Source organism: Desulfoluna sp. CLI2B (assembly GCF_056847375.1).
Window position 1 is genome coordinate 982,068 of sequence record NZ_CP186557.1, and the last position, 25,436, is coordinate 1,007,503.

Genomic DNA, 25,436 nt, shown 5'->3' on the forward strand with positions numbered 1-25,436 from the left:
ACATCAATACTGTTTTGAAACGGAGGGGCGTTATGTGTAGTCGCCGGTCCCGGGCCATGAAGCTCGGCAAACACATAGATCAGGTAGAACGGATTGAGGCCTGGGGCCACAAAATTGCTGCCGACCCCTGGCAAGTGAGGTGATGAAGGATGTCAGGATCACACCTTGCGGCGGCTGGACCCAGATCGCCGGGCCAAAGGTCTGGGGTGAACTCATCGAAGAGGAGGCCGGGATGCTGCTTCAAGAGATGCGGCAAGATCTTGCCATGATCGAAGCAGGGGAACGTGGGTAGAGTCTGAACGGAAAGCTGGAACGCTGAGCGGAGTGATAAGACGGGATCAATATATTCGATTGTCCATTGCCTTTAGTAATCACAGAAAAGAAAACGTTCTCTGCCTCGGGCGTCGGGGCCGAGGTGTACCATAGACCTGGCGGGTGCGATCGCCGCGGGGGTGGATCGCCCCTCCGGCTACCTGGAGGGATGGGACCAGGAAGACATTGCCGATGCCTGCAACTGGATGGAAGACCCCAAGGTGTTGGTGGATGCCCTGGTGGAAACCCACTGGCTCACCAAAGATCCGGAAGGGGATGACGCCATCATTCAGACCGGCGCCATCAGCCCTGGGCCCACAAGGTGAAAGACAGGGCAGACGCATCCCGCTTTTCCAGGCTCGCCCAGGTCAACCGAGCCAAGTACGACGAATTGAAAGCCCAGGGCGTGAAGGCCATCTCCCGGGAAGAGTACGATGCCCTGAGCCAGCCCGAGCGGCTTTCCGGCGAGGCCCCGGCGAATCGCCAGCCGGTCGCCAGCGAAGGCCAGCCAGTCCCCGGCCCCTTTCCTTTCCCTTCCCTTCACATTCCAAACACAAAACAAAAACCTTTGCCTCCTGCCGGAGGCGCGGGAGAGGAGCCAAGCCAGCAAGCCAAACCCAAGCCCGAGTTTTCAGGTCGTCCCACAAAAGCTTACCACCCCGCGTTCGAAACGTTCTGGGCAGAGTACCCGGCCCGCAGGGGCAGGAAGGGCAACAAGCGAAAAGCCTTCGATGCCTGGTGGAAAGCCATGCGCCACAAACGCAACAACCCGGATCAGATCATCGCCGACATCATCCGGCTCCGGGACACATACGGCGAGTTCCCGCCCGATGCCGTCACCTGGATCAACGGGCAGCGCTGGGAAGACGAAGTACACCCATGCCCTCCGCCCAAGCAATCCATGCGCCCAACCGGCAGGCTCCAGGGATCTGAGCTTCTGGCCCACAACACCCGCGTTGCTGCCGAGTTCCTGGGGGTGCCATGCTGAACCCGTCGGAGAGGAAACACTTTGCCACAACCATGATCGGCATCGGCCAGAACTACGGCGTCCAGCTTGAGCCCCATTTTCTTGAGTTCATGCTCAAGGCCCTGGGCAACTACACCATGGCCCAGATCGAAGCCGCCGCCCTCCAGATCGTGCGGACCCGCAAGTACACCACCATGCCCACCATCGCCGACTTCGTGGAGGCCATCGAGGGCAGCGCCGACGACAAGGCATCGGTCCAGGCCCTCCTCGTGTGGGATGCCATCCGCCGCCACGGCGTCTACGCCTGCCCAGTCTTCGAGGACCCCGTCACAAACCGGGTCGTCTCCCAGCTCGGCTGGAAGTCCATCTGCGCCACCCCGGACAGCGACCGAAGCTGGTTCCTCCGCAACATGGCCGCCGCCTACAAAGCCCACCGCAAATGCGACGAGGTCAAGGCCATCTCCGGCCCCACCGCCGTGGGCGGCCTCATCCAGGGCATGGTGAAAACCATCGGCACAAACACCCCCACGGCCATGCACGGCTGAACCCAAACAACCACGGAGGACCCCATAGGCCAACCAGAACAGAAAACCCGAAACATCAAACTCACCCGCGCCGTGCTCTGAGGCAAAAGCTTTGCGGAAGCCGGTCGGCTTTTCAACGTGAGCCAGACACGCGCTCGCCAAATCTACGAAGCCAACGTCCACATGTTCTTTTTCGACCGAGGCCTGGAAGAGGGCGGCAAACGGAAAGGGCTCAGCACCCTAAGACGTGAGTACCCAGGCCATTGTCAACTGCACCAACAAGCAAAATTGATTTTTTTCAACCCCTTGAAACAATACATTATATGAGATTCATGGCAGGCCAAAAGGTTACCAGAAAAATTGCTGGGACTACCGACCAACTATTCTCAAAAATCTGCCCGAAGAAAAAAAATACAAAGAAACCAAATGAAAAGCCCCGGCGAAGGTCGGGGCTTTTTTTGTTTGACTTAAATACTGTTGATGGATTGTTGAGTTTATGCTTAAGTATTAACCATAAAATCTGATGAAATGATCGTAAGAGTCCAGAATTATGACAATATAATATATAAATTGAAGTAGGGTTTGATGTTGATAAATAAAAATGAATAGATTCTTTTGCGTGTTTTTGTTCGGGACAAATATTGATGATTATTTATTCTATTAAGCTTTTTCCTTAATTCGAAATAGCTAAAAAGGAACCATAAATGGAAGCCGTAAAACAATTGGACGAGGTGGAATCAGGCCGAATAATAAGTAGTGTCCTTTATCAAATAGATGTTGATAAGGTCATCTTAGAAGACAAAAATATAACAGATGATAAAAAATGATTTAGAAAATCAATTCCGTCAGATTTGCTTAAAAAGATTAGCGGCGATAAACAAAAGCGAGCTATGAATTTACACGAGAAAAACAATCAAAAGTTGATCAAGCATTAATTTCAATTAATGACAACAGGATTTGTCCGTGAGAAAGCCTCAAAATGTTTAGCTCAGAAGTTGTTAGAGGAAGAAATTTATAATCCACAACAATCGTCTCTGCCACTTATCGTCATCAGGTGACGGGCATGTAAAAAAAGGAAGTTTCCTTCAGTTTTTATTCAGAGATAAAGGAACTGATATTTCAGATCCTAGGGTGTGAAGACAGAGCATCAGCTTTCTTGGACGAAAGCAAAATATTTCAAGAGAAAAATAGGACTGGCAATTTCAAAGAAAATATACAAAAAGCTTGCAAGACTACCTTTGGAATGGATCTGGATGTCTATATTTATGATAGAACAATATACTATCAGTCTATTGGTGGAAAGGTTTTTTGGATTTAAAAGAAAAAAAGAGCGACTCTTTGAATACAAAAACTGCTTCAAAAGAGGTGATAAAATATCTTAATAGAATTAGGAAAGATTCTCCAGCAGACTATACAATACTCCGAAATGCGACAATTTCTGCATTTAAGCAACAGGGGGTAATGAGGTTCGATGATTTTATAACAAATACTTTTAGGAATGACGGAACCAGAATCTGCGTTAAAAGAAAAATTACAAAAAGATCTTGATAAGCTTCGTCAGTTACCAGAGAAAAAAAAATTTGATTCCTCTTTTAACTTAGTCCCATCATAGTTTCCGAGGAGTCAAATTTAAGCTTAGTCGAGAAATAACTATCTCCATTGATGATGGTATTGAAAATTTGGAAGATAAAGTTTGGTCTGAAATAGCAAGGGATGGAAAAAAATTAGTTGTTGTAGACTCGCCGGATGGGTACGCTATGTTCAAGGCTAAAAAGAGAACTTAATTTTATGTTGATAGAATACTTAAAATACAACAAAACATTTGATGCTGCTACAATTGAAGAAACTTTTGACTCTTCAAGGCTTGTCATAAAACCTACGATTCCTGTTTTAGATTTTGTTCCGAAATTTTTTGACGAGTTAAAAACTCTGCCTGATAAACAGCCTTTTAAAAATGTAAATGTTTCTTGAAATAGAGGGTACTCATGAGAAAGTTTCTGATTGCACAATTTTGAGCTATGAAAAAATTAAGTCTCATATAGATGATTTTTCCGAAGATTCAGATTATGAGATTGAACTTAAAATTAACAAAAATGTTAGCAACAAATGTGTTTCCATATACTTTGTTGATTTTTCTCTCCAAAGTACTTAAAAGATAGTATAGTCTCTAATTAATACAATAAACAATGTTTCTAATATCTTTTCCGATGAGCTTAAATTTGAAGTGTTTTCAAAATTTGATGGTTTTGGAAGCAGTACGATTCGTTTTGTTGAGGCAAATACATCATGTGACCCAATTGTCGCAAACAATGCTGTCTACAACCGAGGTAATATTTTTTCTTTACTGTTTGATAATGCAACAACTTCAAATTTTACACTCAAACTCTTGCCAAATGATTTTTATTTGTTGAAAGAATCTGAGAATACGGATTTAAATACCATCTTTAAAAATATTTCATCTGTACTCTCTTTGATTTTTATTTCCAATTCATCCTCTTTTAATGATACTTATTGCTGAACTATAAAATTTCGGGGTATAAATCGATTTCTCTATGTTCCCGCTTCCAATATTGAAGACCATAACTATAAATTATTATATAAAATATACGCATGGGCTTATGAGGGGGGTAATAGTTCTGATAAAATTGGATTGGTTAGAAATGTGCTTTCTATTCATCTTGACTCAGAAGGTAAAATAAAATTTGATAAAGAAGTTTGGGAAGCTGTCAAGTCAAACTATCAAATATATCTGAAGGATAATGTTAAAAGTTATTTAGATGTGAAAAATAAGATTGGAGAGTTTGTTATCGAATCATCTTCCAAGACTTATGCTATGGCCGATGAACTTCTCAGTTCGTTTAAAAGTAGTGTTTTTATTTTCATAACATTTATACTGACAGTTGTTGTTGTTAATGGCTTAAAAGATACCGGGTCTAAAAGTGTGTTCTCAGATATTTATTTAGGGATTGTAGTAATACTTTGCATTGTGTCTCTTGTTTGGCGTGCAATGATGAAGATTGAAATATTACATCAATTTGAGAACGCTGCAAATACTATCAAAAAAATATTAAAATTGAACTATCAAAAAGTATTAATGGCTTCAGAAATTGATGAATGCATTGATCCGGTTATTGTTGAGAATCGTATTTATCTTGAAAGGCAGGTTTCAAAGTATTCTAAATGGTGGCTGTGGATAATTCTTATTTTTGGCCTTTCTTACATTGCAGCAAATTTGTATTTTGAACACTCTGATATTTTTAAAAGAAAGATTGAAGTGATCGATACTTCAAGTGTGATCGCAAAATAGTCTGCGGTGACAACACGAAAAAAATGAGGCCGACTGTTTTGGCCTGTGATGAAACCTCTGTTTATCCGATGTTAATATGCTGAAAAATAGATATAATAAAGTTAGGGCTCGGCAATAGTCGAGCCTTTTTTGAAATTAATACTGTTGCTAAATTGTTGAGTATAGGTGTATGCTTCTTTGAATTCAGAGTGTGATTGTGTCTACTGTCATGGTTGGATATTTTTGTTTATAACAAAGAGGTGATATAATGAGTATTCCGAAAAGTTTAAGAGGAAAATATGCCTATCATTTTACTGTGTTAGATAACCTGTCGTCTATTCTTGAGAGTGGCCTTTTATGTACAAATGAAAAAAAAAATAGGGGGATAAACCATACTGATGTTGCAGAAAATGGGATACAAAGAAGACGGAGTGAAATGATTGTTCCCGGATCAGGCGGTAAGTGTGTTCATGATTTTGTCCCTTTTTATTTTGCAAGGCGCACTCCAATGCAATTGTCCATTATTAACAAAAAAAACATTGATCAATGTCTGCTAATTTATTTTGCGGTTTCTTTAGATATACTTGAAAGAAGGACAGGTTTTTTTTCAGATGCTTCTGCGAATACCGAGGATCCCCCAAATTTTTACAAGCATGATTGTGCCTGTATGTTAGATACACTAATTGATTGGAATACCATAGAATCTAACTCATGGGGGTATACAGATGATGACCAACGCCATAGAAAGATGGCTGAGCTATTAATTCCTCAAAGTGTCAGTCTGTCTGATATCAGCCATATAGATGTTTGGAATGGTTCAGTAAGATCATGTGTATTGCGCGAGTTTGCCAATAAAGGAGTTACACCGCCACCTGTGAAATTTGATGATTATCATTATTTTACAGATTTTAAACGTGATAAAGGAGCATCTATTGTCGCTGGTCCAATTGACTTAAGTTTAGCTGTAAAAAGAACAATTGATAATATCGCTGATAAAAGATCGGGTTGCACTCCTGAATATCAAAATCTTCAAATTGCGCTTCAGTCTATAGATGCCAATTTTGGTTGTATCGATGAGCTGGCAGAAATAGATTGTTTGGAAACTGATAATGATGTACATCCTGAAAATGTAGGTAGTCACACGCGCTCTGTCGTTCGAATACTTGTTTCAATATCTGAATATGAGCAATTAGATTCGCATAACAAAAAAATCGTTAAAATAGCAGCTTATTTCCATGACATAGGCAAGTTAAAAAGTCCAAAAAAAGATGGGCGCCAGAAAGTTGATAGTAACCATCCAAAAAGAGCTTTGCCACTGTTGGAGCGAATCTTGACTCATGAAATTGGTGGATTGGATTTGTATGATATTGAAAGAATCATAAAGCTTGTTGCGTATCATGACCTTGTGGGCGATATTGTTGCAAAAGATAGAGATAAGAAACAGTTATTTGATATAGTAGATAATATAGATACACTGAATATGCTCATAGCACTTGGTGTTTCAGATATGCAATCGATTCAGAGTGTTTGGGCGGATATTTATAGGCCTGCTATAAATGAGCTTAGAACAAAAGTAATAGAAAATTTAGGTAATGACAATGGTTGAATTTATATCAGGTGACTTTTTCGATTACGATGCAGATATTAGGGTCAACACGGTTAATTGTGTCGGCGTTATGGGTGCTGGTGTTGCATTGGCATTTAAGAGAAAATACCCTGATATGTTCAAGGATTATGTTAAAAAATGTAAGGCTGGTAAAATTAAACCCGGGATTCCAGATGTTTGGCATGAGGGAGATCTCTTTTCAAAAGGGGTTACGATTATAAACTATCCGACTAAAGACAATTGGAGAAATCCTTCTGAATACAAATATGTTGAAGATGGCCTTGTTTGGCTTGCATCATATTTAAAAGATCAACCTGGAAAAGTCGTTACCCTTCCTGCACTTGGTTGTGGGCATGGTGGGTTAAAATGGGAGAACGTAAAGTCACTAATTAAGAAATATTTGCATGATTCTCCGGCTCATATTCTTGTTTTCGAGCCAAAAAGTTCAAAGAATATAAAGAAAACTAATGTTTTGGATCTAAACCTGTTAACTGAGTTTGGTATAAATAGTGTCGAGTTTTCATCATATGAATACCCACAAAAGCTTAAAATGTTGACGGAAAAGACCCTTTATTCTTATGGAGTAGATACTAAACGTTTCAAGTTTGATATCACCGTTGTATGCAGCACAAAACCAAGTGAATATGAGATAAATAAAATTCAGGAAATAATAAAGATATGTCAATCTCACAGTCTGAGTATTTTATTGGGTGGCAGTGCATTCGAGAAGAAAATAGCCCAAGAATGTTCTGAGAAAGGAGTGGATACTACTGTTTTTTTACCCACAAATATTTATGAGATTGTCCGCAAGGATTTGATGAACTATGGTGAAAAGACGGTCAAAAAGCTTTCTATTGGAGACCCATTTGTCTCTTTTGACAAAAAAGAATTTTTGCCCTCTGTCTTTTCAAGAATTTATTTGTCAAATACTACGCTCTTTACAACAGATAAGTTGAGTTGGGTTACAAAGCAGAAAAAAAAGATACTTAATAGTAACTCTCGTATGTTTTTTTTGGATCGTATAGAAATAGATGAACAACTCGCCTCCAGGTTAATGAAAATGGACATTTGTATGATCGATGCAGCCACAACTGGTGAACAATTGGTTAAGGCTTTACTTAATGCTATAGAATGATTGGCTTAGTCCAGTGTGAAGGGGTTCGTCTTGGCATATGGAACAGCTCTTTTCACAAAGACATGTTTCCAAATGCGGAGCACGATGTCAGGCCTACACATCCGACAAACAGATCTTTTTTGTCACTTCTTTTTGTTCTTCTGTGCCTATTCGTCGTGGGGGCCGCACAGCGAATAGAGTTATACGTTGTTGAAATTTTAGGTTGGTGTGTTGAGTAAAATTTTCCTATATGTCAAAGGTTTGTTGTTTTTCGAGTTGAATTATTGACATATAATGCACTGCATGGGAAATGTACTTATTCATTGAAATATGATTTATGATCTGTTAATTGTTTTTTTCAGTTTTGTATTCTATGATTCATTAAAGACAAATCACAAAATTACTTTGTGATTTTTAAATATTACTTTTCGAGTATAAATTTTATTATGGATGAAATTGCAAGTTCTGTATTGTCAGATATACACCGTAGTAAGGAGGTATATTCTACAGTATAGCTTAAGCCTGTAAATTTAATAGTTTTAGATATTGCCAGAATGTACGCATGCTACGATAACACCACTAAAACTCCAAAAATTAATTTATTTTGGACATGGGTGGTCGTTAGCTTTGGCTGAAAAACCTTTGGTTAAAGAAAAATTTCAGGCATGGAAATTTGGACCAGTATTACCATCTATTTATCATGAGTTTAAGCATTTTAAAAATTTAAGAATAAATCGACTTGCTAGCACTCTTGTCGATGGTGAATTACAAGAGCCTCTTATAAATGACCAATATCCCAAGAGTTTAATGGAAAAGATATGGGAAGTTTATGGACATCTGTCTGGAATACAGTTGTCTGAAATAACGCATCTGCCTGATTCACCCTGGGATAAAGTTGTAAAGAAATTCCGAGGTGAAGATTATGTAGAAATCCCAAATGAAATAATTAAAGAGTATTTTGAGGCAAGATTAAATAGCTGATATATTGGATTGTTTTATGCCATGGGCGATACTATTGACTTAGACAAAATCAAAGCAATTGAAGTTGAAGAAGATTCACAAGGTATTTCAGCATACTTAGATGAATTAGCGGCTTATGAAAATCCAGAAAAATTTGATACAGAAAGCCCCTTAAGCCAGCTTAAAGCTTCAGAACTACACTATCGAAATCAACTTGATAAGTTAGAAATTGATAAATTAAAACAGCATATAGAGTTAAGAAACGAATATGCTGGTAAATCATTTATGTTTGCAGTAGGTAGCTTTGTTGTACTAACAATTGTGATTTGTATAGTTGTTTTTCATAATATGAGATTCATTGGCAATGATAGCATGAAGTTTTATCCAGCTTTGGATAATAAGGTTCTTATTTCATTCATAACTGGGGTTACCGTAAACGTATTGGCCGCATTTATGGCTGTTATGAAAAATCTTTTTCCTAAAACGATTATTGGCACTGACGATAAAAAATCGAATGGAAAAGGGACCTCCCCTTGACACCTGGTACAGCCCCCTCCATCTCCACACCATTTTCAATCCCCATCACCCCGCCTCCAACACCTGAAACATCTCCCTCTGCTCACACCTCGACGCCCCTTTACGGATCTTTTCCAGCGCCTCCGGTGGGATATCCACCGCACTGGGCGACAGGGTGTGTGAAAACGCCAGGTCCATGACGAAGGTATGGCCGCACAGGGTGTTGGTGCAGGAGCAGTAGAGCTGCTTGAACTCGTCGGAGATCTGGGTGCTGGACTGAATGGTGGCGGCCTGGCCGCATCGATTGCACTTGATTCGCATGGCTTAATTCCTTTCAGCCTTAATTTATGGTGCATATTCAGGTTCGTCAAAGGCTATCCGCTTGGTGCCGGTCAAATGGTCGTTGATTTGGAGGATGATGTTGCGGATGGGGACGATCTCGTTTTTTTCATAGACGATATCGGCCTTGGCGATGTCTCCGAATCCGCCCCGGGCTTCCGCCGGGACGATGCTGGCCAGGGCAGGGGGGATGCGGTGGGCGGCGATGATGTCGTCCCGGGAGATGTTTTTGATCTTTTCCAGGTCGTCCTTAGTCGAAAAATCGCCCACGGGGATGATCTGAAAATCCTTTTCCCTGCCGTTGGGTACGTGGAGGTAGAGGTTGCGGAAGTTGCCCAGCTTCTTGGTGGACTTCACGGCGTCCCGGATGGCGTTCTGCTCCTTGTCCCCCAGGGTGGCGGCGGATGAATAGAAGATGTACCCGGCGTGGGCCCCGTTGAGATAGTAGCGCCGCCGGAACAGGGTGGCGTCTTCGTTTAGCAACATGGACTGGATGGCCCCCAGGTAGGAGGGCAGGCCGTAGATGGTCTGGGCCACGTCGTAGTTCTTCACGTGGATCACCTCCCCGGGCTGGAAGTCCGTGCGGCTGCCGTCCACGTTGAGCATGCAGTACTGGCCTGGTTCCTTCATCCTGCGCATGTTGATGGCGGGTAGGTGCACCAGGGCGATGACCTCTCCCATCCAGTTGGTGACCTTCTGGAAGTAGGCGTTCAAAAAGGTGACGTAGTCCGTGACAAAGGGGAGCATCTGCAGCATGGGCACCGCGGCCGATCCCTTGAAGGCCCGCATGATCATGTTGGTTTTGAACTCCAGCAGGGGGCCGTGGTAGGCGTTGGCCCCGCGAAGCCGGGCCAGGCCTGCCAGGGACACGGGCGGGCTGTAGTAGCTGCCGTTGTCCAGGAGCCAGACGCCCACGTAATCTTGGAGCTGGCTTGCCAGGATGGGGGTGGGTTCTCCGAAGTTGAAGGCCTCGGCGGTGCCGCCCTGGTCGGTCATGTGGTCCTTTCTCTGTTTTCTTTTTTTTCCCATGGGTGTTGCCTCCGGATTATAAAACTTCCACGCAAGCGCCTTGCGCCTGGTCGTGGCTGATGGGTTCGTTGATCAGGGCGTGCATGATGGACCAGGCCACGTCGGCATGGCCGGTGGTGTCCGTTCGGTTGGCCGAGTAGGTCACCTGGCCGTTGGGGGTGTACGTCTGCCGGATGGTGAGGAAGGCGTGGGCGATGGTGGTCTCCTGGGCGTCCCATTCAAGACGGTTTGAGGTGATGATCTCCTGGGCCTTCAGGACCATGCGGGTCTTGCTGCCCACGGAGTAGTGGATGGGCGTGGCCTGGGGGTAGAAGGTCTTCACCGTGTCGAACACGCCCATGCCCGGGCCGGTGACATCGATGCCCATATAGGTAAAATTGTACATGGCGCAGAGCTTCTTGATCTCGGCGGCCTGCCAGGTGAACGACTTGTTGACCCACTTGAACCGCTTGATCACACGGAATGTGCCGCCGGGTTTCAAGGGCGGGGCCACGATGACAAAGCTGGCATCGTCCCGGTGGCGCGAGGGATCGTAGCCGCCCCAGACCGGGCAGTTGCCGAAGGGGCGAGGGCGGTGGGATCAAGGTCTTTCCATTGGGAGATATCGGTGGGGCACGCCTCCAGGTCGGCAAAGCGGAACACCCCGAAGGTGTCGTCCATGAACTGGCACCCGAAGAGGTTGGCGAACTCTGAGGGGGAGTACTCCAGCTCCAGGTCTTTGCGGTCGAACAGGTCGCAGCCCCCTGCCTCGGCATCGTCCAGGGTGATGATCTTGCGCCAGGCGTTGTCCGGGCAGAGGATGCCGGACTGCATCTCCTTGAAGCCGGGGAACTCCACCCGCTTTCTCTTGAAGCGCTTGTTGTACCGGTCCCCGGTCCAGAGGTCGTAGGCCTCATGGGTGACGGCGGACGGGGTGGAGAAGACGGTTTTTCTCCATCGCTTCTGGGAGGCCATGCCCGAGGCCACCTTGTAGAGCTCGTTGAACTTCTGGATCCAGAAGAACTCGTCAATGTACACGTTGCCGGTATGGCTCTGGGCGGACTTGGAGTTGTTGGAGAGGAAGTGCAGCTCCGCCGGGCCTTTTTCCGTGTTGAGGATAATGGGGTTGCCGGACAGGTCGATGTCGAAGTGCTGGCGGGCGATGCCCACGATGTACCGCCGGAACACCTCGGCCTGGGCCCGGGTGGCCGACAGGAAGATCTGGTTCCGGCCCGTGAGCACGGCGTCTTCAAAGGCCTCCTGGGCGAAGTACCAGGTGGCCCCGATCTGCCGGGACTTTAAGAGCATGCGGAACCGGTGGTGCCGGGCTTCCCGAAGCTCCATCTGATACCTGAAGTAGTGCTTGTGCATCTTGACTTTGAAGTCGTCTTCCTTGATGCCCGTGACGTCGTTTTTCTTTTTGCCCCGCTTGCGCTTCCCTCCGGAGGCGCCCTTTCTTTTATTCCCTTCCGACCCTTCCCCGGGGTGTCCCTTTCCTTCCATGAGCATGCGGCTGTGCCGAAGCTTCACCAGGCTTTCCACCAGGCTGTTCATTTCGGTGAGTTCCAGCTTGGTTTTTTCGTCCCGCTCGGAGAGGAGGGCCAGGCGCCTGCCCATGGCCTCCTCTACGCTTTCGGTGGAGAGGAGGTCGTCCCACTGCCCCTTGGTGCGCCAGTCGTACACCGTGCGCAGGGGCACGTTGACGATGGCGGCGATCTCCTTGGGGGTGTGGTGGCGAAGGTAGAGGCGCTTGGCCGCGTCTTTTATTTCCTGTGTGTAAAGGCTCATGCCGTGAGCATACCAGCCCGAACCCAAAGCCCGATTTACTTCCATTCCGATAACGCCAAAATCGGAATTGGTTTCGTGTACAGTCCTTTTCCCGCCACCTATGTTGGGGGTGTTGATGACTTGAAACCCATGAGAACCGCCCCTGCAACCAAGGAAAAAACATGCCTTCCTCCCTTGTGACTGATTGGAAATGTGTCGCCACCTCCGGCCCCACCGTGGACGGTCGGGTGCTTCAGCCCCAGTGGTTTATCGACATGGCCGAGACCTACAGCCCCGCCACCTACACCGCCAAGATCTGGATCGACCACATGCGCGGCGGTTCCTACGGATCGGTGCGAGAGCTGAAGACCGAAGAGGTGGACGGCGTGCTGAAGCTTTACGCCAAGATCTCCCCGAACCGCTCCCTGCTTCAGATGAACCAGGTGTGGGAGGAGTACCTCCACTTTTCCATTGAGGTGACTGAGGACTTTGCGGCCACGGGCAAAACCTACCTGACGGGCCTGGCCATGACCGATTCCCCCGCGTCCCTGGGTACCGATGAGATGCGGTTTAACAAGATGAAGGGCCGGGAGTTCACCGCCCGGTACGCCGGGGAGGAGGTGCCGGATTTGAGCAAAGAGTTCATGGGCGATGAGGACCGCTTCATGACCACCTTTTTCAGAAAGCTTGCCCACTTTTTTACAGACGAAAACCACGACGAAGAGACGGGAGACGACCCCATGAACAAAGAGCAATTCGAAGCCGTCAAGGACACCCTTGAGGCAACCCAGCAGGCCGTGGAAGGCCTTGCCGGCCACATGCAGACCTTTATGGAGACATTCAAGACGCCCCCGGCAGATGGCGGAAAAGGCGAGGGCGGCGAAGGCGGGGAAAAAGAGGAGAGCCCGGCACCCGCAGGCGAGGCCCAGTACACCGAGCTGAAGGCGAGCATGGATACCATGGTGAAGGCCTTCAACACCATGACCGAGCGCATGGAACAGCGCGTGCCCGGCACACAGTTCCGGGAGAACCCCAACCCTTCAGGGGAGCACGACGAGCTTCTGTGATGGCCTGAGATCGTCTTCCCTTCACTTCATACGTATTAAGGAGCACCGACCATGAACAAAACATCTCGCCTCGCATTCCACCAGATGGAAGCCCGGCTGGCGAAGACCTACGGCGTTGAAAACGTCCATGAGACCTTCACCGTGGAACCCACCCTGGAGCAGAAGCTTCAGGACAAGATCGTGGAGCAGTCCACCTTCCTGCCCAACATCAACGTCATTACTGTTGACGACCTGGAAGGCCAGAACATCCTGGGCGGCGCTGCCGGTCCGGCTTCCGGTCGCACCGACACCAGCGTGGACGGTAACGAGCGCAAGCCCAAAGACCTTCTGAGCCTGAGCGCGTCCGGTTACCGGCTCTACCAGACCAACACGGACACCTACATCCGCTACGCCACCATGGACTCCTGGGCCAAGTTCCAGGACCTTCCCGAGCGCTACCAGCGCTACGTGCAGCAGCGCATGGCCACGGACCGGGAGATCATCGGCTGGCACGGCACCAGCGCGGCCCCGGACACCGACCTGGACGCCAACCCCATGATGGAAGACGTGAACAAGGGGTGGCTCCAGTACATGCGGGAGAAGATGAGCGCCAACATCCTCACCACCGGAGAGAAGGCGCAGAATGAAATCCGCATCGGCCCCGATGGCGACTTCATCAACCTGGACCACGCCGTGCTGGAGCTGGTGGAGGGGATCCCCCCGTATCTCCGCCAGGGCCTGGTGGCCCTTATCGGGTCGGAGCTGGTGGGCAAAGAAAAGGCGGCCCTTGCCATCGCCATGGGTCAGACCCCTTCCGAAAAGACCCTCACCCCTGCGGCCCTGGCCACCTTCGGCGGGCTGCCCTGGGAGACCCCCAGCAACTTCCCCGGCAGGGGCATTGTGATCACCAGCCATGACAACCTCTCCATCTATGTGCAGTCCGGCTCCTGGAGGCGCCACATCAAGGACAAGCCCGAGAAGGACCGCGTGGAAGATTTCAACAGCCGGAACGAGGGCTACGTGGTGGAGACCCCGGAGAAGTTCGTGGCCGTGGAGTTCGACAAGGTGAAGCTCCTTCAGCCCGACGGGACCACCTGGGCATAACACGCCGGGCGTGTCCCGGGTATGACCGGGGGCCGGGGCTTTCCTCCTGGCCCTGGCCCCCACTTCATTGAAGGAGAAAACCCATGTCGTTGATGAAACGATTTCAGGAAAAGAAAAAAGAAGATCCCGGCTACGGGGAAGGGGAGTCCTTCGCTGTTCTGGGAACCATGCCCACCTCGCCCATCGCCAGGCAGCAGACGTTGACCGGCTTTGAAAAGGAGCTGGAGGACGACCTGGCCAAGCTCAAGCTGATCCGCAGCAAGAAGCAGAAAGAGACGGAGAAGGCCCAGCACCTGGTGCCCAAGTACATGCCCGTGGTGGAGACCTTGAAGGCGTCCGGCTCCGACCACCCCCTGCTTGGGCAGATCCTGGTGTGGCTCTTTGACATCGCCGACATCCACGCAGGCATGGCCCTGGCCCTCTACTGCATCGAGCACGGCGTGCCCATGCCCGAGCGGTTCCGCCGGGACCTGCCCACCTTCCTCTGCGACACCATCCTGGCCTGGGCCGACGGCGAGCACGAGGCCGGGCGGTCGGTGGAGCCCTACTTCGGCCAGGTGTGCGAGCTGGCCGAAGACTGGGACATCCCCGACGAGGTGAGCGCCAAGATGTTCAAGCTCAAGGGCCTGGTGGCCATGGACCTGGAGTCCTGGGCCGAAGCCGTAACCCATTTTGAACGTGCCACGGAGTATGGCGCTTCAGTGAAAACCGTGCTGGGCAAAGCACGGAAGAAGCTGGAGAGCGCCAAGCCCGCCGAGGAGAAGCCCGCCGAACCGGCTGAGGCCTCCGGGGCGGAAGCCGAAGGCACCGAATAAAGCTCCCACACCACCGGCCGATCCCGCCGGGCCGTGCGTCCACGTTATGTGAAACGCTTCGGACCCAGGCGGGGGCCGGTCCATTTTCAACCAAGGAGACACCATGAGTTTTACCGGGTTTGCAGACGAATTGCCCAAGGGGACGATGGTCCAGAACAACGCGTTCTGGCCGGACATCGACCTGGCCGAGTTCCAGGAGGCCTACCGCTTGCCGGGTGAGTACCGGGAAGCCTTGCTGGCCGATCGGATGAGGCTGGGCATGCTCTGGGCCAACAAGGAGCTGGCCGGGTTCCGGGCGCGACATGCCGAGGCGGGCAGGACGAGCCTGTCCGAGGTGCCCGTGGACGACGGCGAGATGCTGGGGGACCTTCATCCCCTTGTTTTGCAGTACGTCCGGGCCGTGTGCTGCCACGCCAAGGGGCTTCTGCTTTCGGACTACGCCACCATGCTGCGGAAGAACGACGCCCAGTCCGACGCCAAGGAAGCGCCGGAGACCGCGGACCGGTGGTTCCGGGAAGCCCTTTCTGCCCTGGCAGATATGCAGGGCACCATGACCATCCATGTGGAGGCCCTCTAAGGATGAAGAAGTTATCCGGCCTTGCTGCCCACCTGTTGACCCTTCCCGGCATCACCCGGGACCAGATGGAAGCCTTTGCCGACCAGGGGAAACTTTCCCTCATCGGCAAGGACCTGGGCCACGGCCTGGAGGTGGGCCGGTTCCGGTACGACGCGGTGATCTCCATCGAGAGGTGCCCGGGCTCCGTTGCCGAGTTGCTTCTTTCCTGCATCGTGCTTTGGCTGGCCAAATACGACGTTGAGCGCTTTGAACTCGACCTGGCCGACCCGGACGTGGATGTGTCCCTCTCCGACGAGCAGACCGTGGACGTGGAGATCGGCGTGGAGTTTGACGAGCCCCTGGTCATCGTTCCCGACCCGGAAGGGCCCCTTGCCTTTGAAGGCGAGCAGTGGCGGGTGGGAGATGCCGGGGTGAACGTGGCCGAGAATCTGGCCGGGCTGGAGGCGGTTTGATGAACCTGGCAGTCAAGCAAGACCAACGGAAAACCCTGCGGCTTCTGGATCAGTTGGACGTGCTCTCCATGAGCACGGCGCAGTCCCGCAGGCTCCTGGCCGATATCGGCAGGCAGACCCGGAAGAAGACCCGGGACAACGTGCGGGGCCAGAAGACCGTGTCCGGAGAAAGGATGGCACCCCGGGCCGATGGCCGGACCAAGCGCAAGATGATGCGCAAGATGGCTAAGGGCATGCAGACCAAGGTGGTGAGCAAGAGCAAGGCCACCGTGGGCTGGAAGAACGTGGGCCAGGCCAAGGTGGCGGACCGGCATCACCGGGGCGTGGCCGAGTCCTGGACGCCCAGGAAGATGGCAAGGGTCCACGGCGTGCCCGACTACAAAAAGCCCGCCACCGCGGCCCAGGCAAGGGCCCTGAACCGGGAAGGGTTCCGCCGCCGGGTGGCCAGGAAGCGGGGGAAGGGCGGGGCGGTTCTCAAGCGGGTGCCTGCCAAGTGGATCATGGACAACATGACCCTGGGCCAGGCCGGGCTGATCCTTCGCCTGATGCGCTACAAAACCCGCAAAGGCAAGCAGAGCTGGGACACCAAACCCGCACCCCGGCCCATCCTGGGGGCCACCCCGGAAGATGCCGACGCCTTTCTCACCCAAATGACCGAAGACGCCTTGAAACGCGTGCGACGCGCATAGAGCGAAGGAGCTTAGGAAAAAAAATGTCACTTGGAACGATTCAGATTAACCGGCTCAACCTCATGCAGGGACCCCTGCCCGAGATCGAGCGTCACTTCCTGTTTATCGGGGAGGGCACCGTCAACCAGGGCAAGGTGCTTTCCGTGAGCAACGCCACGGACCTGGACGAAGCCCTGGGGGCGGATGCCTCCAACCTCAAGACCCAGGTGGAGGCCGCCATGGTCAACGCCGGGCAGAATTGGGGGGCCAGCGTGCTGCCCATCGCCGCCGACGGGTCCTGGGCCGATGCCGTGGACTACGCCATGGAGGTGACGAGCTGCGAGGCCATCGTCATCACCGACCCCGTGACCCAAAAGACCGACATCGAGGCCATGTTCACCAAGGCCAAGTCGATCCTGGCCACCTACATGCGGCCCGTTTTCTTCATGGCCAGCGTACGGGGCTGCGGAGTGGAAGAGGCCTGGGCCGATTACATCGCGGCCATCAAGCCCATCACCGACGGCGTGGCCGCCGACCAGGTGTGCGTGGTGCCTGCCCTGTGGGGACCGGACCAGGGCACCTTGGCCGGGCGCCTTTGCAACCGGGCTGTCACGGTGGCGGACACGCCCATGCGGGTGGCCACCGGTCCCCTCATCGGCACCTTCGGCGAGAGGCCCACGGACAAGGACGGGGTGATGCTCTCCATGGCTCACCTGAAGGCCCTGGACGCGAACCGGTTCTCTGTCCCCCAGTGGTACCCGGATTACCCCGGGGTGTACTGGGGCGACTGCAACATGCTGGACGTGCCCGGGGGCGACTTCCAGGTGGTGGAGAACCTACGCGTCATTCAGAAGGCCATGCGCCAGGTGTATCCCCTGACCGTGGCGCGCATCGGCGACCGCCGCCTGAACTCCACGCCGGAGTCCATCGCCCAGAACGCCAGCTATTTCATGCGGCCCCTGAGAAAAATGTCCATCGGGTCGCGCATCGGCAAGGAGATCTTCCCCGGGGAGATCCATCCCCCGGCCCGGGACGCCATCACCATCCAGTGGGTGGATAAGGACTCCGTGCGCATCTACATGAAGGCGCGGCCCTACAACTGCCCCAAAGACATCACCGTGAACCTGATGCTGGATCTCAGCACCAACGCATAGGAGTGACCCATGAAGCGAATCAGCAACAGCAGCTTTTCATTTAGCCTGGGGGATTTTCGCCTGCGGGCGGAGAAGGCCTCCCTCTCCATTGAAGACGGGCGGAAGTCCGTTCAGGACGGGGGCGTGCCCAACGGTGTGGGTGCCCGGGGCGGGCGGCAGCGCCTCCGGGAGACATCGAGCTGGACGCCCGCCTGATGGCCATGGCCATCCTGGCGGAAGAGGCGGCGGCCAAGGGCTCCTGGCAGGGCATCGAGCCCGTGGACCTTCAGTTCTACGCCAAGGGGACCAAGGAGGAGGAGAACGTGGAGGCCTTCGGGTGCCTTCTGAACCTCAAGGACATCATGGACTACGACCCCACCAGCGACAAGAATGCCAACCGGCTTTGAGGTGACAAGCCCCAACTTTGTGAAGCCGGATACCCTACCTCGATCCGGCCAGGGTGGAAGGGCTCACCGACTGATGGACATATTGGACCGCGCACAGATCCTTGAAGCCCGCGAGCGCAACGCCGCCGTGGCCAGCGCCCGGGCCGCCCTTCCCACGGGGCCGGGCCTTGCGATCTGCGCGCACTGCGAAGAACCGATCCCCGAAGGGCGCAGGAAGGCCATGCCCGGCTGCACCCTGTGTCGGGACTGTCAGGAAGAACTGGAGACCATGTGATGGAAGCAACACGAGGCATTCGCAACAACAACCCCGGCAACATCCGCCACGGCGACAACTGGGACGGCCTGGCCAAGGTGCAGCCGGACCCCGCCTTCTGCCTGTTCAAAACCCCGGAGTACGGCATCCGGGCCATGGCAAGGGTGTTGACCAACTACCAGCGCCGCCACGGCATCAAGACCGTGCGGGGCATCATCACCCGGTGGGCGCCTCCCAAGGAGAACGACACCGCCGCCTACGTGGACCATGTGGCCCAGGTGCTGGGTGTGGATCCGGACGAGCCCCTGGTGGTGACTGAGGTTCTGCCCCGGCTCATTCCGGTGATCATCAAACACGAAAACGGCCAGATGCCCTACAGCGACGACCAGATCGCCACGGGGATCCGCATGGCCACCACCTAAAAAAGGAGACGCCCATGTTTTTGACAGCCATTGCAAGTTCCGCTTCCCACATCCTTGGCCGCATGGCCCTGGCCGTTGCCAGTGAAAAGATCCTCACCCGCCTGGTGATCCTGGGGCTGAAGAAGCTGGCTAAACGGACCACCAACACGGTGGATGATGAGCTGGTGGCCTTCGTGGCCGAGGAATTGACCACCCGAGACCTGCCCGAGGCTGAAAAGGCCCTGGCTAAATAACCACAAGCCACTTTGAGGGGAAAGAGCTGTGACACACCCGACAAATGAACCTCTGTCTTTTCGTGACCTGGTCGACCTGGGTGCACGCTACGTCTGGCCCCTCATCGTGTGCTGGTGCGTTTTTAGCTACACCCAGACCTTGGAGGCCAAAGAAGAGATTTTTAAAACTCAGCTTAAGATGTCTCAGCTGGAGCTGAAGATAGCCCGGCATATTCCCAAGGCTGAGATTCACACGTTTGCGGACTTCAGCGCGCGCTTCTCAGACTTTGAAACCCGATTCGACAAACGCCTGGACGAACGCTTTTCCATGTTCGAACAGCTCATCAAAAAATAAGGAGAAAGACCCATGAGCACAAAAATCACCCTGACCATCGACGGCACCGCCATTGATTTCGACGTTACCCCCGCCCACCATGAGCGCCTGATCAACGAGATGCAGCCCACCGACAAGGTTCAGCCCACCCATAACTTCCTGGTGCGCTGTGTGGCCCCGGAGAGCAAAGAGGCCCTGAAGCCCTTCCTGGAGAACCCCACCCACGTGATGGCCATCGGCACCCATCTGATCAACAAGGTGGTGCCCGCCATCGAGGTGGCGGTGGGGGAGTAGAACGGATTGCCGCCGGGATAGAGAACTCCGCTCTATCCCAGATGACGGCCTTCTCCCACAAGTGGTTCCCGGGGCGTGAGGTGACGCCCAGGGCCATGGGGGAAGCGCTCTTCCTGGAAAAGGACTATTGGGAAAAACAGCGCATGGCCACTGCCGCAGGCGTGGCCATGGCGTTCAACGGAAGGTGATGCATGGCAAACCAGCTTCAAAAACTGATGTTCACCATCGACCTGATGGACAAGGTGACCGGCCCGGCGGGGAAAATCAAAAACTCCCTGGAAGGCGTGACGGACACCTTCAGCAAGGTGGCGGGCGGGGCTGCCGGGGTGGCTGCCGCCGGTTACGCGGTGTCGGCCCTGACCGCCCCGGCCCAGGAGTTCAACATGGCCATCGGCGAGGTGCGAAGCCTGGACGTTGCCCAGAACTCCCTGGACATGCTGGCGGACAAGGCCATCGCTTTTTCCGTGAAGTATGGGGAATCGGCCAAGGACTTTGTGTCGTCGTCCTACGACATCCAGTCGGCCATTGCCGGGCTCTCCGGAGAGGAGCTTTCCTCCTTCACCAACGCTTCCAACATCCTTGCCAAGGGGACGAAATCCGACGCCGCAACCATCACCGATTACATGGGCACCATGTACGGGATCTTCGCCGACTCCGCCAACGCCATGGGCAAGGCGGACTGGGTGGAACAGCTCACCGGGCAGACGGCCACGGCGGTGCAGATGTTCAAGACCACCGGCTCCGAGATGGCCGCATCTTTTTCCGCCCTGGGGGCCAAGGCCACTTCGGCGGGCATCGACCAGGCCGAGCAGATGGCGGTGCTGGGATCGCTCCAGGCCACCATGTCCGGCTCCGAGGCCGGGACCAAGTACAAAGCCTTCCTTGGCGGGATCGGCGGGGCCCAGGAGAAGCTGGGGCTCTCCTTTACCGACGCCAACGGGCGCATGCTGGGGATGGTGGACATCCTGCAGAAGATCCGGGGCAAGTTCGGGAGCACTCTGGACGTGGCCGAGTCCGACGCACTGAAAGAGGCCTTCGGCTCCGACGAAGCCGTGGCCATGATCGATTTGCTGTTGCCCAAGGTGGGCAAGCTGGAAGGCGACATGAACGCCCTGGGCAAGGTGAAGGGCATGGAAAAAGCCATGACCATGGCCGATGCCATGGTGGACCCCTTTCAACGGTTGAACCAGGGGACCAAGGCCCTGCGCATCGGCCTGGGGCAGGCGCTTTTGCCCACACTAATCCCTGTGGTGGAGACCATGGCCGAAGGGGCGGGGACCATGCCGGTTGCGGCCAATCCCACCCTGACCAAATACATCGGATACGCGGTGATCGGGGTGGCGGGCCTCACCGCCGGGTTGGCTGCCTTTGCCATGGCAGGTGGCGTGGCCAGTATGGCCACCATGGGCTGGGGCGTGGCGGTGAGTGCGGTGTCGGGCATCATGGCCGTGTTTCGGGGCGTGATGATCGCCGGGCAGATCGCCATGTGGCTCATGAACACAGCCATGTGGGCCAACCCGGTGCTGCTCATTGCCGGAGGCGTGGTGCTTCTCACCGGGGCCATTGCCGCCGCCATTTACTACTGGGACGACCTGAAGGCCGCCTTCATGGACTCCTCCTGGGGCAAGGCCATCATGGGGGGCATCGATTGGGTGATGGGGGGCTTTGCCAAGCTGGGGGACGCCTGGAGCTGGGTGAAGGGAAAATTCTCCTGGATACCCGGGGTGGGGGACGATCCCGTGGCCGAGGCGCCGAAGACGTCGCCTTCCCTGGAGGCGCCCAGGCAGGCGGCGGTGCCTGCGGGGGGCGTGTCTCAATCCATAGCCACGGCTGTCTCCAACACCAGCACAAGCTCTTCTCAAACCGTGCATGTGGGGAAGATCGTTACATCCCGGCCCATCAACGCACAGGAGGTCACCAGCCAGCTGGTGATGGCATCGTAAATGGCAATGTATCTTGACCTGTTGATTGAAGACGACGACCTGGTCCTGGACGACATGCGACACCATCACGGATCGGGACGTCATCGCCCAGGACCTGGTTCATATGATCCGGGAGGAGGGCTTTTTACCGCCCCTGGTGGGCAACCGGAACCGGGGGCTGGTGGACCGCACCAAGATGATGATCACCCTGGCCGTGGATAACGATGTGCGCATCGTGCCGGGCTCCGCCGCCATCGACGAGGTGAAACCCGGGGAATTCTATCTGAGGGCCGAGACCATGGACTTTGGCCCCATCGGCTTTTCGCTGGAGGTGTGATGACGGACGTATACGAGCAGATGCTGGTGGACGCGGGGATCCCCGTCTCCCAGGATGCCATGGAAACCGAGTGGCGGGCCATCAACGCCGAGGAGGAGGTGGGCATCGCCAACGACTCGGAGTGGGCCCCCTTCTGGCGGCTGATCACGGCCATCGCCACCAAACCGGCCATGTGGCTGGTGCAGCTCCTGGCAACCCAGGTGCTTCCCAACTTCTTCCTGAAGGACGCCACCGGGGCCTGGCTGGAGCTGCTGGCCTGGGCCGTGGACTTAGAGAGGAAAAAAGCCGCGACCACCCGGGGGGTTCTCGTGTTTACCCGGGAGGCCGCCGAAGGGGAGGTAACGGTGGAGGCCGGGATCCTGGTTGCCACGCTGCCCATCAACACGAAGATCTACCGGGTGCGCACCACCCAGGAGGTGATCATCCCGGACGGCGTGATCTCCGCCCAGGTGCCGGTGGAGGCGGAGATCCCCGGCACGGCCCACAACCTCGGGCCAGATCACCGTGCTGCCGGAGCCAGTGTCCGGAATTGCCGCCGTCACCAACGAGGCGGAGTGGATCACCATCGCCGGGGCGGATGCGGAGTCCGACGACTCCCTCCGGCTGCGATGCCGCAACCAGTTCTCCGCCGTGGGCCAGTATCACCACGACGCCGCGTACCGGGCGGATATCTCCCTGTTTGCAGGTATCCAGCCCGACTTCGTCTGGTTCGAACACGACGCCCCGAGGCCGAAGACGCCAACGCCTTCGTGATGATCGACTCCGGGTCAAGCCGTCCCAGTCCTTTGTAGACGGCATCAACACCTACATCCGGGACCAGGGCCACCACGGCCATGGGGACGATATGCTGTGCTTCCCCATGCCGGAGAAACCCGGGGAATTGGTGGTGACCGTGTACCACGACGGGGTTCTCTCCGGAGAGAGAATCGCCGCCCTGAATCAGGCCGTGTCGGACCGGGTGCGATTCGCCTTTCGCGAGAACCAGGATTTTTCGAAAATTACCCGGACCATGCCCTTTTCAAGGTTCTCCTTTTCCACACTGGCCTATGAGCTCCACCAGCAGCTTCCGGACTTAAAGTCCGTTTCCTTCAGCCTGGGGGACATCGTGAGCGCCATGGAGATCCCCACGCTCTCCTTCCTCACCGTCAACACGGAGGTGGCCTGATGACGGAACTACCCGCCTTTGATCTGCCCGTCTGGATGAACAAGGGCCAGGTGGCCAAGCTGGCAGCCGCCGCCCACCGCTGGTTCACCCGCCTGGGCGAATGGGCCCTCTGGCCCCTGAAGCAACTGGACCCCATGACCTGCCGGGAAGCCGTGCTGGAGCTCATCGCCTGGCAACGCGACATCACCCGGTTCAAGGGCGAGCCCCTGAACCTCTTCCGCCTGCGAGTCCGTCACGCCTACGCCAACGCCCGGGACGCCGGAAGCGTGGAGGGCTTCAAACAGATTTTCGAGCGCCTGGGCGTGGGCTACGTGGAGCTGGAAGAACGCATGCCGGGCCGCGATTGGGACGTGGTGGCCATCCGCCTATCCGACAACCAGCTGGCCCAAAATGAAAGCCTTTTGTCCGAATTGATTCAACACTACGGGCGGACCTGCCGCCGCTACGAATGGAAGATCATCACCACCATTCCCATGGAGATCCAGGTGGTGGAATTTTCCAATGATCACCTGACCGAAACAGCCATATTGGAGGAACCATGAGCAGTGCAATCACCGCCCTGGGCCAGACCCGCATCAACCAGCTACGGGGCGAGGAGAACCCCCTCGTCATCGATCGCATGGTGCTTGCCCTGGTCCCCGGCCTGGACCCATCCCAACCCGTGGACCGCAACCAGCAAATGCCGGACCCGGCCCACATCATCCTCCACACCATCGATGATGCCCACAAGGGCTACGTGAACCCGGAGCGGGTGGGTGTTCTTGTTCTGATCCTGGGCTCCGATGTCGGCGGTATGTCCTTTAACTGGATCGGAACCGTGGAGGCGGTGACAGGCAATGTGATCACGGTGACCACCACGCCGGAGACGCCCAAGAGGAAAACGAACCTGGGCACGAATACCACAGGGAACAACATCACCCGGAACGTGATGATGCGGTTCCAGGATGCCCAGGCGCTGACGGGGGTGAGTGTGTAGGCGGAAGCACTGGCAGTTTGATTACACCACGTGATCGCCAGCGAGGAAGCTGAGGAGCATGATGGGGATGCGGGGGGCGCATGGAGGCATTCGGGATGCCTTTGCGCAGCATGCTGGCAATAAGGCCAACCCCCACGGGGTGACTGCGGAGCAAACGGGGGCATGCACAGAAGATAAAGTGAAGACCCTTTTTAATCAGGGGATCGGGAAAATCGATTTCTTTGATTGTGAGGTGCCGCCAACTGGGTGGTTGGAGGCGAATGGGGGGGAGTGCCCGGAGGCCTCCGCAGTACTTAACGCACTGCTTGCAGGACGGCATGGGGTGGGGGGGAATGGGCGGAGCTTGTTGCCAGATCTCCGGGGGGAGTTTGTGCGTGGTTGGGATCACGGGCGTGGTGTTGATCTGGGGCAAAAGTGGAAGCAATTGAGACCAATAAGTCAAGGCTCACAATCATAAATTCAATACCTATAGCAAAAGTAGCCCCGGTGGTGGCGCCTGTTATGGCCCTACGGATAACTCCTCCGGAGTTAATACATCAACCACGAGAAGCACCGAAGAACCCGGCCGCACAAACATGGCTATGCTCGTACTGCTACACGGGAACTATGGAAATGAACATTGATATATCCATGGGATGAGCGAAGCAGAGAAGCCTTACCATCTGTTGAAAAACCTGATAGCCACTGTAACCCCATCGGGCGATGTGAAACAGCTATCCCCAGGCCCCAAAATATCCATTCTGGTTACGCAGTCCGCGCCGCCTTGACCGATGAAGGGTGGTTTCGGGAATGGGAGGTGGTCATAGACAAACGTGATACCACTTACTGGACCCAAGACGGAGCAAAACATATCATCACGGATTTGGCTGTTGATGTGCCTGCAGGGTGTCTCACAACCGAACCGTCGTCATCCTATCATC

The 25,436-nt window shown here is 53.6% G+C and carries 39 protein-coding genes; 35 read left to right on the forward strand and 4 right to left on the reverse strand.

The window, feature by feature from the left end; translation table 11 throughout:
- Nucleotides 1–142: 142 nt before the first annotated feature.
- From ACOYW2_RS04750 to ACOYW2_RS04810, 13 genes are all read left to right on the forward strand, one after another.
- Nucleotides 143–292: a hypothetical protein gene (locus tag ACOYW2_RS04750; RefSeq protein ID WP_482769580.1), complete on the forward strand. Its 150-nt coding sequence runs from the start codon at nucleotides 143–145 to the stop codon at nucleotides 290–292.
- Between the two features lie 160 nt (nucleotides 293–452).
- Nucleotides 453–638 carry a hypothetical protein gene (locus ACOYW2_RS04755; protein ID WP_482421929.1) on the forward strand — a complete coding sequence of 62 codons (186 nt, stop codon included), beginning with the start codon at nucleotides 453–455 and terminating at the stop codon, nucleotides 636–638.
- Nucleotides 635–1,300, forward strand: a complete 666-nt coding sequence (locus ACOYW2_RS04760) for a hypothetical protein (RefSeq protein ID WP_482769581.1) — start codon at nucleotides 635–637, stop codon at nucleotides 1,298–1,300. Before ACOYW2_RS04755 ends, ACOYW2_RS04760 begins: the two co-directional genes overlap by 4 nt.
- Nucleotides 1,294–1,824: a hypothetical protein gene (locus tag ACOYW2_RS04765; protein WP_482769582.1), complete on the forward strand. Its 531-nt coding sequence runs from the start codon at nucleotides 1,294–1,296 to the stop codon at nucleotides 1,822–1,824. Before ACOYW2_RS04760 ends, ACOYW2_RS04765 begins: the two co-directional genes overlap by 7 nt.
- A gap of 683 nt (nucleotides 1,825–2,507) precedes the next feature.
- Nucleotides 2,508–2,630 carry a hypothetical protein gene (locus tag ACOYW2_RS04770; RefSeq protein WP_482769583.1) on the forward strand — a complete coding sequence of 41 codons (123 nt, stop codon included), beginning with the start codon at nucleotides 2,508–2,510 and terminating at the stop codon, nucleotides 2,628–2,630.
- A 481-nt stretch (nucleotides 2,631–3,111) separates the two neighbouring features.
- Nucleotides 3,112–3,351 carry a hypothetical protein gene (locus ACOYW2_RS04775; RefSeq protein ID WP_482769584.1) on the forward strand — a complete coding sequence of 80 codons (240 nt, stop codon included), beginning with the start codon at nucleotides 3,112–3,114 and terminating at the stop codon, nucleotides 3,349–3,351.
- Nucleotides 3,352–3,591: 240 nt separating this feature from the next.
- Nucleotides 3,592–3,774, forward strand: coding sequence for a hypothetical protein (locus ACOYW2_RS04780; protein WP_482769585.1), 183 nt, complete (start codon nucleotides 3,592–3,594; stop codon nucleotides 3,772–3,774).
- Nucleotides 3,775–4,027: 253 nt separating this feature from the next.
- The gene (locus ACOYW2_RS04785; protein ID WP_482769586.1) at nucleotides 4,028–4,321 is read left to right on the forward strand and encodes a hypothetical protein; all 294 of its coding nucleotides are present in this window, start codon (nucleotides 4,028–4,030) and stop codon (nucleotides 4,319–4,321) included.
- Nucleotides 4,322–4,465: 144 nt separating this feature from the next.
- A complete protein-coding gene (locus tag ACOYW2_RS04790) occupies nucleotides 4,466–5,110 on the forward strand; it encodes a hypothetical protein (protein WP_482769587.1) in 645 nt (214 codons plus the stop codon).
- Between the two features lie 247 nt (nucleotides 5,111–5,357).
- Entirely contained in the window at nucleotides 5,358–6,695 is a 1,338-nt protein-coding gene (locus ACOYW2_RS04795; RefSeq protein ID WP_482769588.1) for a DarT ssDNA thymidine ADP-ribosyltransferase family protein, read from the forward strand.
- Nucleotides 6,688–7,830, forward strand: coding sequence for a macro domain-containing protein (locus tag ACOYW2_RS04800; RefSeq protein ID WP_482769589.1), 1,143 nt, complete (start codon nucleotides 6,688–6,690; stop codon nucleotides 7,828–7,830). Before ACOYW2_RS04795 ends, ACOYW2_RS04800 begins: the two co-directional genes overlap by 8 nt.
- A 525-nt stretch (nucleotides 7,831–8,355) precedes the next feature.
- Nucleotides 8,356–8,790, forward strand: a complete 435-nt coding sequence (locus ACOYW2_RS04805) for a Panacea domain-containing protein (RefSeq protein WP_482769590.1) — start codon at nucleotides 8,356–8,358, stop codon at nucleotides 8,788–8,790.
- Between the two features lie 21 nt (nucleotides 8,791–8,811).
- Nucleotides 8,812–9,306: a hypothetical protein gene (locus tag ACOYW2_RS04810; protein ID WP_482769591.1), complete on the forward strand. Its 495-nt coding sequence runs from the start codon at nucleotides 8,812–8,814 to the stop codon at nucleotides 9,304–9,306.
- Between the two features lie 45 nt (nucleotides 9,307–9,351).
- On the opposite strand, the gene ACOYW2_RS04815 is transcribed toward ACOYW2_RS04810, so the two are convergent.
- The 4 genes from ACOYW2_RS04815 to ACOYW2_RS04830 are packed head-to-tail and all read right to left on the reverse strand — an operon-like array spanning nucleotide 9,352 to nucleotide 12,420.
- Complete coding sequence (locus ACOYW2_RS04815; RefSeq protein ID WP_482769592.1) at nucleotides 9,352–9,606, reverse strand: Ogr/Delta-like zinc finger protein; 255 nt, start codon at nucleotides 9,604–9,606, stop codon at nucleotides 9,352–9,354.
- A 24-nt stretch (nucleotides 9,607–9,630) separates the two neighbouring features.
- On the reverse strand, nucleotides 9,631–10,653 hold the full coding sequence (locus ACOYW2_RS04820) for a phage portal protein (protein ID WP_482769593.1): 1,023 nt from the start codon (nucleotides 10,651–10,653) through the stop codon (nucleotides 9,631–9,633).
- Between the two features lie 16 nt (nucleotides 10,654–10,669).
- Nucleotides 10,670–11,146 (reverse strand): phage terminase large subunit family protein, encoded by a 477-nt coding sequence (locus ACOYW2_RS04825; protein WP_482769594.1) that lies wholly within the window; start codon nucleotides 11,144–11,146, stop codon nucleotides 10,670–10,672.
- Nucleotides 11,131–12,420, reverse strand: a complete 1,290-nt coding sequence (locus ACOYW2_RS04830) for a terminase large subunit domain-containing protein (protein ID WP_482769595.1) — start codon at nucleotides 12,418–12,420, stop codon at nucleotides 11,131–11,133. The genes ACOYW2_RS04825 and ACOYW2_RS04830 overlap by 16 nt, the downstream gene beginning before the upstream one ends.
- Before the next feature lie 161 nt (nucleotides 12,421–12,581).
- Here ACOYW2_RS04830 and ACOYW2_RS04835 point away from each other — a divergent pair, with 161 nt between their 5' ends.
- From ACOYW2_RS04835 to ACOYW2_RS04940, 22 genes are all read left to right on the forward strand, one after another.
- Nucleotides 12,582–13,466 carry a GPO family capsid scaffolding protein gene (locus tag ACOYW2_RS04835; protein WP_482769596.1) on the forward strand — a complete coding sequence of 295 codons (885 nt, stop codon included), beginning with the start codon at nucleotides 12,582–12,584 and terminating at the stop codon, nucleotides 13,464–13,466.
- 51 nt (nucleotides 13,467–13,517) lie between these two features.
- Nucleotides 13,518–14,549, forward strand: coding sequence for a phage major capsid protein, P2 family (locus ACOYW2_RS04840; RefSeq protein ID WP_482769597.1), 1,032 nt, complete (start codon nucleotides 13,518–13,520; stop codon nucleotides 14,547–14,549).
- 83 nt (nucleotides 14,550–14,632) lie between these two features.
- Nucleotides 14,633–15,364: a phage terminase small subunit gene (gene gpM, locus ACOYW2_RS04845; protein ID WP_482769598.1), complete on the forward strand. Its 732-nt coding sequence runs from the start codon at nucleotides 14,633–14,635 to the stop codon at nucleotides 15,362–15,364.
- 103 nt (nucleotides 15,365–15,467) lie between these two features.
- Nucleotides 15,468–15,941: a head completion/stabilization protein gene (locus ACOYW2_RS04850; RefSeq protein ID WP_482769599.1), complete on the forward strand. Its 474-nt coding sequence runs from the start codon at nucleotides 15,468–15,470 to the stop codon at nucleotides 15,939–15,941.
- Nucleotides 15,942–15,943: 2 nt separating this feature from the next.
- A complete protein-coding gene (locus ACOYW2_RS04855; RefSeq protein ID WP_482769600.1) occupies nucleotides 15,944–16,393 on the forward strand; it encodes a phage tail protein in 450 nt (149 codons plus the stop codon).
- Nucleotides 16,393–17,082, forward strand: coding sequence for a hypothetical protein (locus ACOYW2_RS04860; protein WP_482769601.1), 690 nt, complete (start codon nucleotides 16,393–16,395; stop codon nucleotides 17,080–17,082). The genes ACOYW2_RS04855 and ACOYW2_RS04860 overlap by 1 nt, the downstream gene beginning before the upstream one ends.
- A 23-nt stretch (nucleotides 17,083–17,105) precedes the next feature.
- The gene (locus tag ACOYW2_RS04865; protein WP_482769602.1) at nucleotides 17,106–18,215 is read left to right on the forward strand and encodes a DUF2586 domain-containing protein; all 1,110 of its coding nucleotides are present in this window, start codon (nucleotides 17,106–17,108) and stop codon (nucleotides 18,213–18,215) included.
- Nucleotides 18,216–18,224: 9 nt separating this feature from the next.
- Nucleotides 18,225–18,410 carry a hypothetical protein gene (locus ACOYW2_RS04870; RefSeq protein WP_482769603.1) on the forward strand — a complete coding sequence of 62 codons (186 nt, stop codon included), beginning with the start codon at nucleotides 18,225–18,227 and terminating at the stop codon, nucleotides 18,408–18,410.
- The gene (locus ACOYW2_RS04875; RefSeq protein ID WP_482769604.1) at nucleotides 18,410–18,601 is read left to right on the forward strand and encodes a phage protein; all 192 of its coding nucleotides are present in this window, start codon (nucleotides 18,410–18,412) and stop codon (nucleotides 18,599–18,601) included. Before ACOYW2_RS04870 ends, ACOYW2_RS04875 begins: the two co-directional genes overlap by 1 nt.
- Nucleotides 18,602–18,674: 73 nt before the next feature.
- Complete coding sequence (locus ACOYW2_RS04880) at nucleotides 18,675–18,875, forward strand: TraR/DksA family transcriptional regulator (protein WP_482417200.1); 201 nt, start codon at nucleotides 18,675–18,677, stop codon at nucleotides 18,873–18,875.
- Complete coding sequence (locus ACOYW2_RS04885; RefSeq protein ID WP_482769605.1) at nucleotides 18,875–19,276, forward strand: hypothetical protein; 402 nt, start codon at nucleotides 18,875–18,877, stop codon at nucleotides 19,274–19,276. The genes ACOYW2_RS04880 and ACOYW2_RS04885 overlap by 1 nt, the downstream gene beginning before the upstream one ends.
- 14 nt (nucleotides 19,277–19,290) lie before the next feature.
- Nucleotides 19,291–19,509: a hypothetical protein gene (locus ACOYW2_RS04890; RefSeq protein ID WP_482769606.1), complete on the forward strand. Its 219-nt coding sequence runs from the start codon at nucleotides 19,291–19,293 to the stop codon at nucleotides 19,507–19,509.
- Between the two features lie 28 nt (nucleotides 19,510–19,537).
- Nucleotides 19,538–19,843 carry a hypothetical protein gene (locus ACOYW2_RS04895; protein ID WP_482769607.1) on the forward strand — a complete coding sequence of 102 codons (306 nt, stop codon included), beginning with the start codon at nucleotides 19,538–19,540 and terminating at the stop codon, nucleotides 19,841–19,843.
- Nucleotides 19,844–19,855: 12 nt separating this feature from the next.
- Entirely contained in the window at nucleotides 19,856–20,116 is a 261-nt protein-coding gene (locus ACOYW2_RS04900) for a putative phage tail assembly chaperone (RefSeq protein ID WP_180136644.1), read from the forward strand.
- A gap of 41 nt (nucleotides 20,117–20,157) precedes the next feature.
- A complete protein-coding gene (locus ACOYW2_RS04905) occupies nucleotides 20,158–20,304 on the forward strand; it encodes a DUF6890 family protein (RefSeq protein WP_175469783.1) in 147 nt (48 codons plus the stop codon).
- Between the two features lie 3 nt (nucleotides 20,305–20,307).
- Nucleotides 20,308–22,059 (forward strand): phage tail tape measure protein, encoded by a 1,752-nt coding sequence (locus ACOYW2_RS04910; protein WP_482769608.1) that lies wholly within the window; start codon nucleotides 20,308–20,310, stop codon nucleotides 22,057–22,059.
- 25 nt (nucleotides 22,060–22,084) lie between these two features.
- The gene (locus ACOYW2_RS04915) at nucleotides 22,085–22,375 is read left to right on the forward strand and encodes a DUF2590 family protein (RefSeq protein ID WP_482769609.1); all 291 of its coding nucleotides are present in this window, start codon (nucleotides 22,085–22,087) and stop codon (nucleotides 22,373–22,375) included.
- On the forward strand, nucleotides 22,375–23,166 hold the full coding sequence (locus tag ACOYW2_RS04920) for a baseplate J/gp47 family protein (RefSeq protein ID WP_482769610.1): 792 nt from the start codon (nucleotides 22,375–22,377) through the stop codon (nucleotides 23,164–23,166). Before ACOYW2_RS04915 ends, ACOYW2_RS04920 begins: the two co-directional genes overlap by 1 nt.
- Nucleotides 23,167–23,219: 53 nt before the next feature.
- Nucleotides 23,220–23,540, forward strand: a complete 321-nt coding sequence (locus tag ACOYW2_RS04925) for a hypothetical protein (RefSeq protein ID WP_482769611.1) — start codon at nucleotides 23,220–23,222, stop codon at nucleotides 23,538–23,540.
- Complete coding sequence (locus ACOYW2_RS04930; protein ID WP_482769612.1) at nucleotides 23,540–24,082, forward strand: phage tail protein; 543 nt, start codon at nucleotides 23,540–23,542, stop codon at nucleotides 24,080–24,082. The genes ACOYW2_RS04925 and ACOYW2_RS04930 overlap by 1 nt, the downstream gene beginning before the upstream one ends.
- Nucleotides 24,079–24,516 (forward strand): phage tail-collar fiber domain-containing protein, encoded by a 438-nt coding sequence (locus ACOYW2_RS04935; protein ID WP_482769613.1) that lies wholly within the window; start codon nucleotides 24,079–24,081, stop codon nucleotides 24,514–24,516. Before ACOYW2_RS04930 ends, ACOYW2_RS04935 begins: the two co-directional genes overlap by 4 nt.
- 67 nt (nucleotides 24,517–24,583) lie before the next feature.
- Nucleotides 24,584–24,973, forward strand: coding sequence for a tail fiber protein (locus tag ACOYW2_RS04940; RefSeq protein WP_482770978.1), 390 nt, complete (start codon nucleotides 24,584–24,586; stop codon nucleotides 24,971–24,973).
- The last annotated feature ends 463 nt before the right edge of the window (nucleotides 24,974–25,436 follow it).